Raw genomic sequence first — 15701 nt, forward strand, 5'->3', positions numbered from 1 at the left:
GTTTGAAGGTACAACCATTTGAAGCCTTATATGATGACAACTCGCTGATGCATCGTGCTTCACGAGAAGAATTCTTAACATATGTCGATCACCTCGGAACGAGTGGTTTAGCGTCGAGAAGCCGCTTACTTGAAGAGCGTCACTATCCGCATCTTGCGGCGCTAACGGACGAACTCGAACGCCAAAATCCAAATATGACGGAGCGATTGCGGGAGCGTGTCGCGAAACTTCGTACAGGTGAGGCACAAGCTGTGGTCACAGGGCAACAAACCGGCATCTTTGGCGGACCATTATATGCCATCTATAAACTGTTGACCTGTCTTAAGGTCGCGCAGCAGGCGGAAGCGACACTTGATCGCCCTGTCGTTCCGATTTTTTGGCTCGCGACCGAAGATCACGATTTTGATGAGATCAATCATGTTTATGTTCCGACAGCAGATTTTCAAACGCGAAAAATCGCAGTCGCCCCTGCGGAAACGATTGCCCGCTCGGTCAGTCGCTTGTCTTTTGATCAGCCGGCACTTCTAGAAATCATTGAAGAAACGTTCCGGGCAATGCCGGAGACGATCCACACGAAACGATTAGTTGCGCGGCTGAAACAACTCGTTGAAGAATGTACATCGTATGGCATGTTTTTCTCACAATTAATCGGCGAATTGATCGATTTCGATATCGTCTTCTTTGATGCTGATACACACCCTGTCCGTGAACTCGAGATTCCGTTTTTTGAACGATTGATTCAAGACAATGCGGAATTCAGACAGGCATTGACGGACGGAATAACACAGACGAAAGAATTACCCGACACATTCTTGAACGAGGAGGCCGCGCATCTTTTCATCGATGATCACGGTCGTCAGTTGCTTTATCCGACAGCAAGCGGATTTGAGACGAAACAAGGGAAGCAGTATACAGAACTTGAATTAATCGCGTTACTGTACGCCAGTCCGGAACGATTCTCAAACAGTGTCGTGACCCGACCATTGATGCAGGATTATCTGTTCCCGACGCTTGCCTACATTGGTGGACCGGGAGAATTAGCTTACTGGACGCGCTTACGCCCACTGTTTCACCATCTGAAGTGGACGATGCCGTTATTAATCCCTCGTATGGGCGGATTACTCGTGCGTCATAGCGATGAAAAACGGCTTATGAAACTCGACGTATCACTCGAAGAGATCGTCCGGTCAGGCGTTCCGATTCCCGTCTATTCGGAAGAGCAGATGACAGGGCGCGTGCAGACGGCAGCGATGCTGAAAGATAGCTTCGTCTCCGAGTTTCTTTCGCTCGAACATCAGCTACTGCGAACTTCGAGTAAGAGTGAGAAAATCAAGAAACAACTCGAACAATCGATTGCTAGTTTGTTAGCAGAAGATCGACGTCAATTTGATCGACAGACGCGACAGTATAAAGAAACGGCCTATCATTTGCTACCGGATGGAGCGCCACAAGAAAGGATTCACTCCATCTTACCGTGGTTGAATCATCATGGTCCTGATTTTGTTCGGGACTTAAGGAACGCTTATGAGGCAAATGCGGCTGAACAACTGAAAATTTTCCTTTAAACCTGCTGAAACAAGCAGGTTTTTTTGATTTTTTAGCGAAAATTACACAAAAGTTAAATAAATCAAGGAAACTGTCTCATTTTCGTAACGTTTTCATGAGAGAATGTGATACATTGAAAAAGAGTAACGTCCTTCAAGGACAGTGAAAGGTGAGGCAGGACATGTTTGAGCATGAAACGGTATTGAAATGGGAGTCAATCGAAGGACTCGCGATTAAACCCGACGGTATTTACGTCGATTGTACATTAGGTGGAGCAGGACATAGCGAAGAGATCGTCAAACAACTGACGACAGGTCATCTATACGCATTTGATCAAGATGATGTCGCCCTTGCTCATGCAGCAGAACGTCTCGCGGCGTATGAAGGTCGCTTTACTTTAATAAAGAGTAATTTTGCTTATCTAAAAGAGCAATTAGCAGCACATGGCGTCGAGAAAGTAGACGGCATCTTATTCGATCTTGGTGTCTCTTCACCACAATTAGACGAAGGGGAACGGGGATTTAGTTACAATTACGATGCACGTCTCGACATGCGCATGGATCAATCTTCTCCACTTTCTGCCTACGAAGTCGTCAATGAATGGTCTTACAATGATCTCGTACGTATCTTCTTTACATACGGGGAAGAGAAGTTCTCAAAACAAATTGCACGCAAAATCGAAAAAGCGCGGGAAGAGCAACCGATTGAGACGACGTTCGAACTCGTCGAATTGATCAAGGATGCGATTCCAGCACCAGCACGACGTAAAGGTGGTCACCCTGCGAAACGGACGTTCCAAGCGATCCGAATTGCCGTCAATGACGAATTGAACGTCTTTGACCGTGCGGTACACCAAGCAATTGATGTATTACGGGTTGGTGGACGTTTATGTGTCATTACGTTCCATTCACTTGAAGATCGCATGTGTAAACAGGCGATCAAAGAAAAATCATCACTACCCGAGCTTCCACCGGGATTGCCGATGATACCGGTCGAGATGGAGCCCGAACTCCGACTCGTCACACGCAAGCCGATTACAGCTGGTGTCGAAGAGCTGGATGATAATCGTCGCGCTCGATCGGCAAAATTACGAATCGCTGAAAAAATGAAAGAATCTTGAGAGGAGCATTCCAATGGCAGAACCACTTCGTAAATCGGTCCAAACGGTTCAACCCGTTCGTCAACAACCTGTTCAGGAACCACGGAAGACGGAAGATATCGCACGTCGCGTCGCCGTCCGTCCGAAGTATCGCTTGTATCCCTTTGAAAAATTCTTATACAGTGCGATGATTGGTGGTCTTGTGTTATTTGGGAGTTTGACGATCAGTACGCACAACGAGGCGTACAATGTCAGTCGTGACTTAGCGAAAGAAAACCAAGTCACACAGTCACTCAAAAAAGAAAATGAACGTTTACAACTAGAGGTCACGAACTTAAGCTCTCCGGAACGGATTTATAAGATTGCAAAAGAACAGGGTCTTGATATGCGTAAAGGGAACATCAAGGTGATTCCTAAATGAATCCACTGAAAAAATCCCGTTGGAGAGTAGCCTTTATCATGGTGATATTTGCTACTCTCTTTTTTGTGTTTATTGGCAGATTTTTATACTTAGCGACAACTAAACAATTCCATGGGGAAGATATGATTGCCTATGCTGAGAAAAAGCGATGGGAGTCCCAGGAGACGCTTGGAGCAGAACGCGGTGAAATTTTTGACCGTCTCGGTTCTCCAATCGCCATTAATGTTCCGTCGTATCACCTGATTGGTATTTACCGACTAGGTGGCGTCAAGGATCCGGATGAGACGATCGTCGACTTCAAAAAGACGGCTGAAGGTCTTGCACCGATACTTGGAATGACGACGAAAGAACTGGAAACCTATTTGATTGAGAACAAAGAACGTTCGCAAATCGAATTCGGAAAAAAGGGAAATGACTTAACACTCGATCAAAAAGAGAAGATCGACAAGTTAAAACTCCCTGGAATCCGGATGATCGAAGAGCCAAAACGATACTATCCGAACGGTATCTTCTTGTCCGATACACTCGGATTCGTCCAAAAGATCACCGAGGAGAATGGTCGTGTCGCGTTACAGGGACAAATGGGGATCGAAAAACAGTATGATAATGCCTTGAGTGAGTCTTACGGTGCACGCGTCTTCGAGAAAGACCGGAGTGGTAATCCGTTGATCCAAGGTTCTTCACGTGTCTCGAATGAACCGAAGGACGGATCGAATCTGTACTTGACAATCGATCATCGCATTCAACAGTCGCTTGAGAAACAGATGCAAAAAATGTACAACACGTATAAGCCGAAAAACGCAACGGGTATCGTCATGGATGCGAAGACTGGTGAAATCCTTGCCATGGCGGATCGGCCATCGTTCAACCCGAATTTACGTGACATGAAAGATTTTACGAACTTCGCCGTATCCTCACGATTCGAACCGGGTTCAACGATGAAGATTTTTACGCTCGCAGCAGCGATTGATGCGGGAGTCTTCCGTCCGAACGAGAAGTATAAATCGGGTAGCTATAATTACAAAGGAACGGTCATCAAGGATTACAATGATGTTGGTTGGGGCACAATTCCGATGATCGAGGGCGTCTATCACTCCTCGAACGTCATGTTCTCGAAGTTGACAGCAGAAAAACTTGGGATCGAACGGTATAAAGAATACTTTAAGAAGTTTCATTTTGACCAACGAACGGGTATAGACATCTCGGGAGAAGTAAACAGTCAGTCTGATTTGTCAAAACCGCTGAATGCGCTCATCACTTCATGGGGACAATCGACTGCAGTCACACCAATGCAATTGCTCCAAGGGGCAACAGCAATTGCTGGTGACGGTGAAATGGTCAAACCGCATATCATCCAAAAAGCTGATCATACGGATAAAGCACCGTACCGAGCGAAAACAGAAGTCGTCGGTAAGCCAATTTCGGCAGAGGCGGCCAAAGCGACGCGGGATGCACTGGACGGTGTCGTCAACAGTAAAATCGGAACAGGTCAAATGTACAAGTTGAAAGACTACCGTGTCATCGGTAAGACCGGTACAGCTCAAATTTCTGAGAACGGAAAATACATTCAAGGAAAATTCATTCACTCGTTCATTGGCATGGCACCAAAAGATGATCCGGAATTGATCATGTACATCGCGGTCGATCGTCCGTCAAAAAATGAATCATCGGTTTCAGGACCACTCATCATGAGTCCGGTGTTCAAAAGTGTCATGAATACAGCATTACAGTACCGGAGCATTCAACCGGAAACGCAAAAAGATTCGGTGGATGTCAAAGCGAAGATTACACCGAGCTATATCAAGAAGAGCGCTCGACAAGCAACGGATTTGGCGAAAGAACAAGAAGCTGTTCCAATCATCCTTGGGGATGGAGCGGAGGTCGTTTCGCAGATTCCGTCTCGTGGTCAAGAATTCGTCAGTGGAGAACGTGTCTTGCTGAAGACAGCGAACACATTTAAGATGCCGAATCTGACGGGGTGGTCGCAGCGAGACGTCAAAAAGCTCGTCAGCTTATATGACTTGAAGCTCGATGTCATCGGTAAAGGTTTTGTAACCAAACAATCAGCTCGAACTGGTACACTAGTGAAGGAAAATGGAAAGTTGACGGTCGAACTAGCTGAACCTAAAGAATAACGGTGGGGCAAGTTTCCTGATTTCTACAGGAAGACGAGGACGAACAGGAGTCATTCGTTGACTTTTGCATTCGTCCTCTTTTGCTGTCATCGAATGGAGGTATATATCATGTTAACAATTACGCAAATTGCTGAGTGGCTGCATCTTGATGTCAGAGACGACCGGGTCGTCCGCCACTTCGCAACGGATTCACGCGCACATCTTGAAGATGGTCTCTATGTTCCAATTCAAGGAGCACGCGTCGATGGTCATCGCTTCCTGGAAGGCGCAAAAAATCAAGGAGCGATCGTCACCTTATGGAAGAGAGGGATTGATCGACCGGACATCGATGTCGTTTTCTTAGAAGTCGATGAACCACTGGTTGCCTTGCAAGAGATCGCTAAACAATACTTAATGCGGATTGCGCCAAAAATCGTTGCCATCACTGGATCGAATGGCAAGACATCGACGAAAGACATGGTCGAAAGTGTACTCAAGACAACGTTCAAGACACATAAGACACAAGGGAACTTCAATTCGGATATCGGGATGCCGTTAACGATTCTCATGATGCCGGCTGACACGGAAGTCGCCGTACTGGAAATGGGGATGAACGGTTTTGGCGATATCGAATTCTTATCGAATCTTGCTGAACCAGATATTGCGCTCGTCACGAACATCGGTGAATCCCATGCGGAGCAAGTCGGTGGACGTAGTGGAATCGCCAAAGCAAAGCTTGAGATTCGGTCTGGTCTTAAACCAGGAGGTCATCTGTTCGTTGATGGGGATGAACCACTTCTAGCAGAAGTCGAAGCGGAGAAAATCGGTTATCAGATTGGGAATACGTACCGGATCGAGACGACAGAAGCAACATTTTTCGGAACAGCCTTTGCTTACGATGGTACTGCCTTTCATCTGCCTGTGTTAGGAAAACACCAAGTCCGAAATGCAGCGTACGCGATTGCGACAGCGCGCGCGCTTGGCGTGACGGATGCCCGGATCCAAGAAGGATTCGACGCGGTTGAACTGACACCAATGCGGATGGAACGACTGCTCTTTGAGGAGACGGCGGTCATCAACGATGCCTATAACGCAAGTCCGACATCGATGAATGCAGCGATTGAGACAATCACTGCATTAGAAGGGTATACGACGCGCGTTCTCGTGCTCGGCGATATGTATGAACTAGGAGACCAGGAACGCTTGTTACATGCCTCGGTCGGAAAGCGGATTACGTTACCGGTCTCGCATGCTATTCTAGTAGGGGAGAAAGGCGCGTGGATTGCTGAAGGAATCAGCGACCCATCCGTCCAAATCCAATTTGCGGCAACTGTTGAGGATGCTGCTGAACAATTGCGTTCGCTGCTTGGAGAACGAACAATCGTTTTATTGAAAGCGTCACGTGGGATGGCGCTCGAACGGATATTGACCTATCTGAACGAAAACTAATTTTTGAAAAAGGGTGTCTGCTATGATCACATTATTCATCAGTCTTATTCTTGCATTTCTTGTTGTACTACTTGTTATGCCAAAGGCAATTCCGTTTCTACACCGATTGAAGTTCGGTCAGGAAATTCGGGAAGAAGGACCTCAATGGCATCAGGTCAAATCGGGAACGCCAACGATGGGCGGGATCGTCATTCTCGTCGCGATGATCGTCAGTGTTCTTGGAGCAATCGTCATGGGTGATTTATCAACGACACAGTTATCGTTACTCTTTTTAACACTTGCATATGGTGCGATTGGTTTCATCGATGACTACATCAAAGTCGTCAAGAAGCGTAATCTCGGCTTGAATTCGAAGCAAAAACTGATTGGGCAAATCGTCGTCGGATTGTTATTCGTTTGGTTGAGTGGTGGATTTACGAGTGACGCGACGTATCTGTCGATTCCCTTCACAGACTTCAAACTTGATTTTGGTATCATCTATCCGTTCGTTGCCTTGTTCTGGTTAGTCGGATTCTCGAATGCTGTCAACTTGACAGACGGGTTAGACGGTCTCGTATCGTTTACGGCGATTCCGACATTCCTCTTCTTCGGTTTGTACAGTTGGTTCATCGCGGATGAAGTGGGTGCTGCTTGTTTTGCCTTCTCAGCAGTTGGTGCCCTAATTGGATTCCTTTTATTCAATGCTCATCCAGCAAAAATCTTCATGGGCGACACAGGGTCCCTTGCACTCGGTGCCGCACTAGCAGGTCTATCGATTGTCCTAAAACTAGAACTTCTCCTTGTCTTGATCGGCATTGTCTTCGTTGTAGAGACACTATCTGTCATTCTACAAGTCATCTCATTTAAGACGACAGGGAAACGTATCTTTAAAATGAGTCCGATTCATCACCATTTTGAAATGGTTGGTTGGAGCGAATGGCGGATTGTCGGTACATTCGCAGGAATCAGCTGTTTGATGGCATTCATCGCCTACGTATTTATGTGATAAAAACGAAGAGAGAAAGTGAGCGATTCAACAATGGAACAACGACAATGGAATGATCAAAAGGTGCTCGTTCTCGGAACGGCGAAAAGTGGAATCGCAGCCGCTCGTTATTTAGCGAGCGTAGGTGCAGAAGTGACAGTGAATGACGGGAAAACACCGTCCGAGAGTGATCAAGCAGTGCTTGCATCACTCGATGTCCAAACGGTTTATGGTGGGCATCCGCTTACACTACTCGATGACATCGATTTGATCGTCAAGAATCCAGGGATTCCGTATCAGATCGAATTGTTACAAGAAGCATTAAGACGCAACATTCCCGTTTGGACAGAGGTGGAACTGGCGTATCACGCAACAGATGCGACGTGGATTGCTATCACAGGATCAAACGGGAAAACGACGACGACGACACTCGTTCATGAATTGTTGAAAACAGGGTCTCGACGTGTGCATTTGGCAGGAAACATTGGATTCCCGGCAATTGAAATCGCACGTCAGGCGAAACGAGATGACATCATCGTCATTGAATTATCGAGTTTTCAATTGATGGGGATCGATCAGTTCCGACCATACACAGCAGCCTTTTTAAATCTATCACCGGCACATCTCGATTATCATGGTGATTTTGAATCATACGGAGAAGCAAAAGCTCGGATTTTCAAAAACATGGCATCTTCGGATCGGCTTATCTTGAACGCTGATGATGCATCGGTCAACGAGCTCGGTAAGACAGCAAATGTGACGCCGCTCCTATTCTCACGTCGTCAATCTGCTTATGCAGAAATAGTGAATGATGTGTTGACGATCAATGGATCGAGTATTCTACCCGTCAAAGAACTCGCTCTCGGTGGTGGTCACAATGTTGAGAACGTCCTCGCGGCCTTAGCGCTCGTCGAACCATTCGACTTACCATTAGCGAATGTCCAGCATGTGCTACGGACATTCGGAGGAGTAGAGCACCGGACACAGTTCGTCGGTGAAATTGCTGGTCGAAAAGTTTATAACGATTCGAAAGCGACGAATAACGTCGCGACAGAAGCAGCCCTATCTGGATTCACGACAAACATCATCTGGTTATGTGGTGGGCTCGAGCGTGGAGCGGATTTGACACCGCTACTCGATGCGATGAAGCACGTCAAACATGTCATCGGACTGGGAGAAACCGGACATCGCTTCGGAACGCTTGCATCTGAAAACGGCTATTCATCAACGGTCGTCAAGACGATGGATGAAGCCGTGAAAGTAGCGTTTGAAGTATCACAACCTGGAGACATCATTCTTTTATCACCAGCATCCGCAAGTTGGGATCAGTATAAGACATATGAAGAGCGCGGCGATCATTTCGTTCGTGCCGTACATGAAGTAGGGGGAACAACAGTATGAAAATCGTCGTCTCTGGTGGCGGTACAGGTGGTCACATCTATCCGGCACTTGCCATGATCCGAGAGCTCGAAGAACGCATGCCGTGTGAGGTCCTCTATATCGGAACAGAAAACGGTCTCGAAGCGGATATCGTCCGTCGGGCAGGAATTCCATTTGAATCGATTGAGATCTCTGGCATCCGTCGTTCGCTGTCGTTCGAGAACGTCAAGACGGGTATCCGGTTCGTCAAGAGTGTCCGACGGGTTCGCCGACTACTGCGCCAGTTCCAACCGGATATTGTCGTCGGTACAGGTGGGTTCGTCTGTGGACCTGTTCTGTACACGGCAGCAAAAATGGGTTTTAAGACACTCGTTCATGAACAAAACAGTCTTCCCGGTATCACCAATAAATTTTTAGCGCGTTATGTGGACCGTGTCGCATTATCCTTCAAAGGATCCGGTCATCACTTCGGTAAAAACGAAACAAAGACGGTTCTGATCGGAAACCCACGCGCTTCTGAAGTAGCGGAGTTACAAATCAACCCAACGGAAGAGCGTCAACGTTTCGGTTTCGAGGAAGGGCGTCCACTCGTCGTCATCTATGGTGGTAGTCGTGGTGCGCCTGCCATCAATGAAGCAGTCGTCGACATGATGCCGAAAGTTGAACAAGCCGGATGGTCGCTCCTCTTCGTTACGGGTCAGATTCATTACGATACGATTGTTTCACGCGTTGGCTCAGTACCTGAACGCATTCAACTGCGTCCATTTGTATATGATTTACCGAACATCCTAAAAGCAAGTCAACTTGTCATTTCGCGTTCGGGAGCAAGTACATTAGCAGAACTGACGACGCTTGGGTTACCGAGTGTCCTCATTCCAAGTCCTTACGTGACGGAAAACCATCAAGAAGTCAATGCCTCATCGCTCGTCGAGACAGGTGCGAGTCTATTGATTCGTGAACAAGAACTGACAGGTGAACGGTTATTTGATGCATGTGAAAAAGCATTGGCGCAACAACAAAAGATGTCTGAAGCAGCACTTGCGCTTGGTATGCCGAATGCATCACGAGACTTAGTTGATGAATTGTTACGACTAACAGGACAAAAAAACTAAACTATTGCAGGAAAAGACCGATAGGGAAATGAACTGTTACGTATAGAGGAGGAATGAGACGTGAGGGAACGGAGAGCGGTCGAACGACCGCAAGAGGACAAGAACGTCCGCAGTCTCGAGGATAAGATACCTTATATCCGTGAACAACGTCGCAAAAAAGCTAACCGAAGACTCATTTATGTCCTGATTTTGATTGGTCTATTGGTCGGTGTCGTCTTTTATCTGCAGTCAAGCTATTCCCGGGTCGCTCGATTTGATGTTGATGGTAACGTCAATGTGAAATCAGAGGATATTTTGCAAGCATCCGGGATCAAGGTGAAAGAGACACATGCCTTTAATGTGTCAGAGGAAGACGTTCTTGAACGGATTGAGAAGGTCCCAGGTATTCAAGAAGCAACGATGCAAAAGCAATTTTTGCACCAATATCGCGTGACGGTGACGGAAGAGAAAGAGATTGCCTATGCGAAAGATAAACCGGGAGACCGGATCGTCCTTGCGGATGGAACGATCATTCCCGGTAAGTCGAAGGAAGAATTGTTTGACGCTCCGATCCTGACTGGCTTCACCGATCAATCTCTAAATCGATTGACGAAGGAGCTTGTTAAAATCGAGCCGAAAGTACGGAGCCGGATATCCGAGATCGTCGCTAATGATAAGACTGACAAAGGTGGTCTGAAGTTGTTCATGACGGATGGGAATACGGTTTTGCTCAGTACTTCTGCCTTTTCCAATTCATTGAATGAATATGTAAAGGTCATTTCTGCCTTACCAAAAGGAAAGACAGGAACAATTACAATTGATGGTGGTATCTATTTCAAACCATATAAAGGGAAAAAATAGAAGATTCGTAAAGGGCTGACGAACAAAAAAACAAACATGTGTTTTCATTCGTCGACCTTTATTTGAATCGTCATCAAATCGTAATCTATTAGGACGCTAAGACGGGCAATAACTTCTTTTCGTAAGTATTTATATAGTGTAGACTTAAACGAGAATAAGCCTGATCTATTCCTAGAATATAATTAGGAATAAAAAGGATTAGTATTATGAAAGTGGAGGTGTCACTCCCATGGAAACGAAAGGTACGATTGCCGCACTCGACATTGGGACATCGGAGGTGAAGCTCATCGTCGGTGAACTACTTGGTGGAACGCTGAACGTTCTTGCTGAAGGTTCTGCACCATCCGCGGGTGTTAAACGAGGTGTCATCGTTGACATCGATCAAACGGTACATGCCATTAAACAAGCGGTCACAGAAGTGGAACGTACACTTGGTGAACCAATTGGTGAAGTATATGTCGCTATTTCGGGCGAGCACATTCAAGTCAAGGATTGCCAGGGGATGACGTCAATCAAAGGTGAGGACAATGAAATCACGGATGATGATGTGAAAGATGTCTTGCATTCTGCGATGGTCATGCGAATTCCAAATGAACTCAGTGTAGTTGATGTCTTGCCGAAGACGTTTACGGTTGATCAGCAAACAGAAATCACTGATCCAAGAGGAATGATTGGTTATCGTCTCGAAGTAACAGGGAAGCTCATCATCGGAGCGAAGACGATCCTACATAGCATTAAACGTTCCATTGAACGGGCTGGTTTAGAGCTTGCTGGATATGTGCTGGAGAGTTTAGCGGTATCTAGAATCGCAGCATCGATTGATGAACTAGAACTCGGTGTTGGGATCATCGATATCGGACATGAGACGACGACGCTTTCCATCTATGAAAAGAACGATCTCGTCTACTCGACGACGTTGCCTTACGGTGGAGATCATCTGACACGTGATTTGACGTACAAGATGAACTGCAAATACCAAGATGCGAAACTCGCTAAAGAAGAATACGGCGTTGCACTCGAAGCACTCGGTGATCCGGAGGAGAAAGTCTCATACGTCACGATCAACGGGGAACATCGTTTCGAACCACAATCAGAGATCGGATTCGTTTTAGAAGCGCGACTTGAGGAAATCTTCGAGATGATTCAAAAACGAATGACGCAAGCGGGATACGCTCACATGAATAGCGGCTTGATCTTATGTGGTGGAAGTTCTTCACTACCTGGCATCGATCAGCTCGGAAAACGGATTTTCAAGCAGAGCGTCAATGTTTATCAGCCTGCTAGTCTTGGTATTCGTCATCCGAAGTATGCCGTTGCAGCTGGTATGTTACGTTATGTACTCTCAAGAAGCGCCGTATCGAAATCAGGTTTCGACCGGGCAGAAGAGAAAGAAGTCGTAGCATCCGGACGTGAGCAGGATGCACTGCTCATGAACGAACAGGCATCACCTGCTCGTGAAGAACGACCAACGCGTGAACAGCCTCCAAAAGAGAAAAAGTCATTCAGTAGTTTCTTTGAGAAATTCTTTGGTTAATGCCTACAAAAAAATCCAATGAGTAAAAAATATTAGGGGGCCCTTTTTATGTTGCATTTTGATGAAATGATGGACCAAGTAGCAAAAATCAAGGTCATCGGTGTAGGCGGTGGCGGTTCGAACGCCGTCAACCGAATGATTGAACACGGTGTCCAAGGCGTAGAGTTCATCGCTGTAAACACAGACGCTCAGGCATTGAACATGTCACAAGCTGACGTGAAATTACAACTCGGCGCAAAATTGACACGTGGTCTCGGTGCGGGTGCAAATCCGGAAATCGGTAAAAAAGCGGCAGAAGAGAGCCGTGAACAATTAACAGAAATCCTTTCAGGAGCTGACATGGTCTTCGTCACAGCCGGTATGGGTGGCGGAACTGGAACAGGAGCTGCTCCAGTCATCGCTGAGATTTCAAAAGAAATTGGCGCATTGACAGTCGGTGTCGTGACAAAGCCATTCATGTTCGAAGGACGTAAACGGATGCAACATGCTGTTTCTGGTGTCCAGAACTTCAAAGAAAAAGTCGATACGTTGATCGTCATCCCGAATGATAAGTTGCTTGAAATCGTCGATCGGAACACACCGATGCTTGAAGCGTTCAAAGAAGCGGATAACGTCTTACGTCAAGGTGTACAGGGTATCACGGACTTGATTGCCGTTCCTGGTCTAATCAACCTCGACTTCGCCGATGTGAAGACGATCATGACTGAAAAAGGTTCTGCTTTGATGGGTGTAGGTGTCGCAACAGGTGAACATCGCGCGACGGAAGCCGCTAAAAAAGCGATTTCAAGTCCATTGCTTGAAACATCAATCGAAGGCGCGAAAGGTGTTCTAATGAACATCACGGGTAGTGCGAACCTCAGCTTGTATGAAGTAACGGAAGCCGCACAGATCGTTCAAAGTGCAGCAGATGAGGAAGTTAACTTGATCTTCGGTTCGGTCATCAATGATAACCTAGAAGATGAAATCATCGTCACAGTCATCGCGACAGAATTCGAAAACGAACCACTCGACTTCGAAATTCCATCCGCACAAGAGATGATGAAAAACCTATTGAAGAAAAAACAAGCGACTCCACCACCAACAGAGGAGTCTAAACCACAAGTCGAAGAGACGCCTGTCAGCTCAAATCCTGAACCAGCTAAAGCGCCAGATGTCGAAGAAACGATGGACATCCCATCTTTCCTTCGCCGGAATAATCGTTGATCGATGTTCCAGTGACACGACTGCTAAACCAAGAGGTGTCGCGAAAGCGGCGCCTCTTTTTTTAAAATCGAAGGAGGCATCAACATGTTTGGACAATGGATCAAATGGGATACACCAACAGGTACCGTACGTGCCGCCTTTACGACGAAGTTTGCAGCACCACATGGAAACGGTAACTTAGGATTACATGTCAACGATGATCGTGACGGCGTCATCCAGAACCGACAAGTCATTGCTCGACAGCTTGATCTATCTCTTGAGAACTCAATTTGGGCGCAGCAAATCCATGGGAATCAGGTTGAACAGGTGACGACACTTGACTCCGGACGCGGCGCTCTGGATTACGAAACAGCGATTCCGGGTACAGATGGATTGGTGACGACTGATTCGAATGTCTTACTGATGATGCTCTTCGCTGATTGTGTTCCGCTTGTCTTCTGTGATCCGACGACAGGAATCATCGCGAATACGCACGCTGGATGGCGGGGGACTGTTGGCAATATCGTTGAAGAGACAGTCAAACAAATGGAGCGTGCAGGTGCGAGTCGCTCATCGATTCAGATGGTCATTGGTCCATCGATTCGTGATTGTTGTTACGAAGTCGATCAACCCGTCATCGATGCGATCGACGCACTTGAACTCGATGAGTCTCCTTACATACGCAAGGAAGATGGAAAAGCGATGTTATCGCTACAAAAAACAAATGCTGCGCTTGCTGAGCGTTGTGGAGTGGGTGATGTCCTTGACTCAGGTCTATGTACACATTGTCAGGCAGAAGATTACTTCTCTTATCGCCACGGCGACCACGGCGGTCGGTTCGCGAGTTTGATCGTAAAGGAGTCATTGGATGTCAATTCTTGAAAATGTACAAGAGGTTACACGACGGATAAAACAAGCGAGTGAAAAGAGTTCATCCAAAAAGCAGGTACAGTTGATTGGCGTGACGAAATCAGTCTCAAGTCAAGTTGCTTCTGAATTATTAGAGGCCGGTGTAACGCATCTTGGAGAAAATCGTCCGGATGGACTGCTCGAAAAACAAGCAGAACTTGGACGTACAGCCTGTACATGGCACTTCATCGGCACGTTACAGACGCGTAAAGTTCGTCAGATCATCGATGCCATTGATGTGCTGCATTCGCTCGATCGTCTTCATTTGGCAGAAGAGATCAATAAACGAACGAACCGAATCATTGATTGTTTCATTCAAGTCAATATCTCGGGAGAAGAATCGAAGCAAGGTATTGCACCGGAGGATGTACCGTCGTTCTTACACGAAATCGGTCAGTATCCCGCGATTCGTGTCATCGGACTGATGACGATGGCACCGTTGACGGAAGACACGACGCGTATACGTGAGGTATTCCGGTCATTAAAAACATTGCAAGAAGAGGTCAAGGCAAAAAAATTGTCGTATGCTCCATGTACAGAGTTATCCATGGGGATGTCATCGGATTTTGAGATTGCCATCGAAGAAGGGGCGACGTTCGTCCGAGTCGGGACGACGCTCGTTCACACCTAAACGAGAAGAAGGGAGAATGGATATGGGTTTCAAATCAAAAATGCAAAATCTATTTCTCGGCAACAGCGATGATTTAGATGAACTCGAATATGAAAATGATGCTACAATAAATAAAGGTAGAGGTGCTTCACAACAAGAGTACGAAGAGTATTACGAGGAATCTACCCCAAGTGTTACTCAAAAGGAGGACAGCGTGAGACAATCGAATATCGTGCCGCTACATGCGACGAAAAAAACGAAATCGCAGGTCATCTTGAGTGAACCACGTGTCTTTAACGAAGCCCAAGAGATTGGGGAACATCTTCGTCAGAACCGTGCTGTCATCGTCAATATGCAACGTATGTCAAAAGATCAATCACGACAGATGATCAACTTCTTATCTGGTGTCGTTTTCGCTCTCGATGGAACGATCACGACGATCAGTCAGAATACCCTCCTCTGTGTTCCAAACAATGTCGAGTTGGCTGGTAGCATCTCGAATCTCCTAGGAGAAGATGATATTAATCATAAGGGGTGGTAAG

Annotated in this window: 14 protein-coding genes; all 14 read left to right on the forward strand. The window is 46.5% G+C overall.

Annotated features, from left to right (window positions below):
* Positions 1 to 2: 2 nt before the first annotated feature.
* The 14 genes from bshC to BW42_RS02050 all read left to right on the forward strand — a co-directional run bounded on the left by bshC (position 3) and on the right by BW42_RS02050 (position 15700).
* Positions 3 to 1565, forward strand: coding sequence for a bacillithiol biosynthesis cysteine-adding enzyme BshC (bshC, locus tag BW42_RS01985; protein WP_035406785.1), 1563 nt, complete (start codon positions 3 to 5; stop codon positions 1563 to 1565).
* Positions 1566 to 1726: 161 nt separating this feature from the next.
* Positions 1727 to 2665, forward strand: coding sequence for a 16S rRNA (cytosine(1402)-N(4))-methyltransferase RsmH (rsmH, locus tag BW42_RS01990; protein WP_035406788.1), 939 nt, complete (start codon positions 1727 to 1729; stop codon positions 2663 to 2665).
* 13 nt (positions 2666 to 2678) lie between these two features.
* The gene (ftsL, locus tag BW42_RS01995) at positions 2679 to 3065 is read left to right on the forward strand and encodes a cell division protein FtsL (protein ID WP_023468808.1); all 387 of its coding nucleotides are present in this window, start codon (positions 2679 to 2681) and stop codon (positions 3063 to 3065) included.
* Between the two features lie 122 nt (positions 3066 to 3187).
* Entirely contained in the window at positions 3188 to 5200 is a 2013-nt protein-coding gene (locus tag BW42_RS02000) for a penicillin-binding protein (RefSeq protein WP_231496838.1), read from the forward strand.
* A 108-nt stretch (positions 5201 to 5308) separates the two neighbouring features.
* Entirely contained in the window at positions 5309 to 6628 is a 1320-nt protein-coding gene (gene murF, locus BW42_RS02005; protein WP_035406794.1) for a UDP-N-acetylmuramoyl-tripeptide--D-alanyl-D-alanine ligase, read from the forward strand.
* Between the two features lie 22 nt (positions 6629 to 6650).
* On the forward strand, positions 6651 to 7613 hold the full coding sequence (mraY, locus tag BW42_RS02010; protein ID WP_035406797.1) for a phospho-N-acetylmuramoyl-pentapeptide-transferase: 963 nt from the start codon (positions 6651 to 6653) through the stop codon (positions 7611 to 7613).
* Between the two features lie 33 nt (positions 7614 to 7646).
* The gene (murD, locus tag BW42_RS02015; RefSeq protein WP_035406801.1) at positions 7647 to 8993 is read left to right on the forward strand and encodes a UDP-N-acetylmuramoyl-L-alanine--D-glutamate ligase; all 1347 of its coding nucleotides are present in this window, start codon (positions 7647 to 7649) and stop codon (positions 8991 to 8993) included.
* Positions 8990 to 10084, forward strand: coding sequence for an undecaprenyldiphospho-muramoylpentapeptide beta-N-acetylglucosaminyltransferase (murG, locus tag BW42_RS02020; RefSeq protein ID WP_035406803.1), 1095 nt, complete (start codon positions 8990 to 8992; stop codon positions 10082 to 10084). Before murD ends, murG begins: the two co-directional genes overlap by 4 nt.
* Before the next feature lie 60 nt (positions 10085 to 10144).
* On the forward strand, positions 10145 to 10924 hold the full coding sequence (locus BW42_RS02025) for a cell division protein FtsQ/DivIB (protein ID WP_035406806.1): 780 nt from the start codon (positions 10145 to 10147) through the stop codon (positions 10922 to 10924).
* 229 nt (positions 10925 to 11153) lie between these two features.
* Positions 11154 to 12458, forward strand: coding sequence for a cell division protein FtsA (gene ftsA, locus BW42_RS02030; protein WP_035406809.1), 1305 nt, complete (start codon positions 11154 to 11156; stop codon positions 12456 to 12458).
* Between the two features lie 48 nt (positions 12459 to 12506).
* Entirely contained in the window at positions 12507 to 13661 is a 1155-nt protein-coding gene (gene ftsZ / locus BW42_RS02035) for a cell division protein FtsZ (RefSeq protein WP_029342137.1), read from the forward strand.
* A gap of 84 nt (positions 13662 to 13745) precedes the next feature.
* The gene (gene pgeF, locus BW42_RS02040; protein WP_035406811.1) at positions 13746 to 14522 is read left to right on the forward strand and encodes a peptidoglycan editing factor PgeF; all 777 of its coding nucleotides are present in this window, start codon (positions 13746 to 13748) and stop codon (positions 14520 to 14522) included.
* Positions 14509 to 15180: a YggS family pyridoxal phosphate-dependent enzyme gene (locus BW42_RS02045; protein WP_035406814.1), complete on the forward strand. Its 672-nt coding sequence runs from the start codon at positions 14509 to 14511 to the stop codon at positions 15178 to 15180. The genes pgeF and BW42_RS02045 overlap by 14 nt, the downstream gene beginning before the upstream one ends.
* A 193-nt stretch (positions 15181 to 15373) precedes the next feature.
* Entirely contained in the window at positions 15374 to 15700 is a 327-nt protein-coding gene (locus BW42_RS02050; RefSeq protein ID WP_231496839.1) for a cell division protein SepF, read from the forward strand.
* Position 15701: the final 1 nt, after the last annotated feature.

It is taken from the genome of Exiguobacterium sp. RIT341, from assembly GCF_000632205.1.
Lineage (GTDB): Bacteria > Bacillota > Bacilli > Exiguobacteriales > Exiguobacteriaceae > Exiguobacterium_A.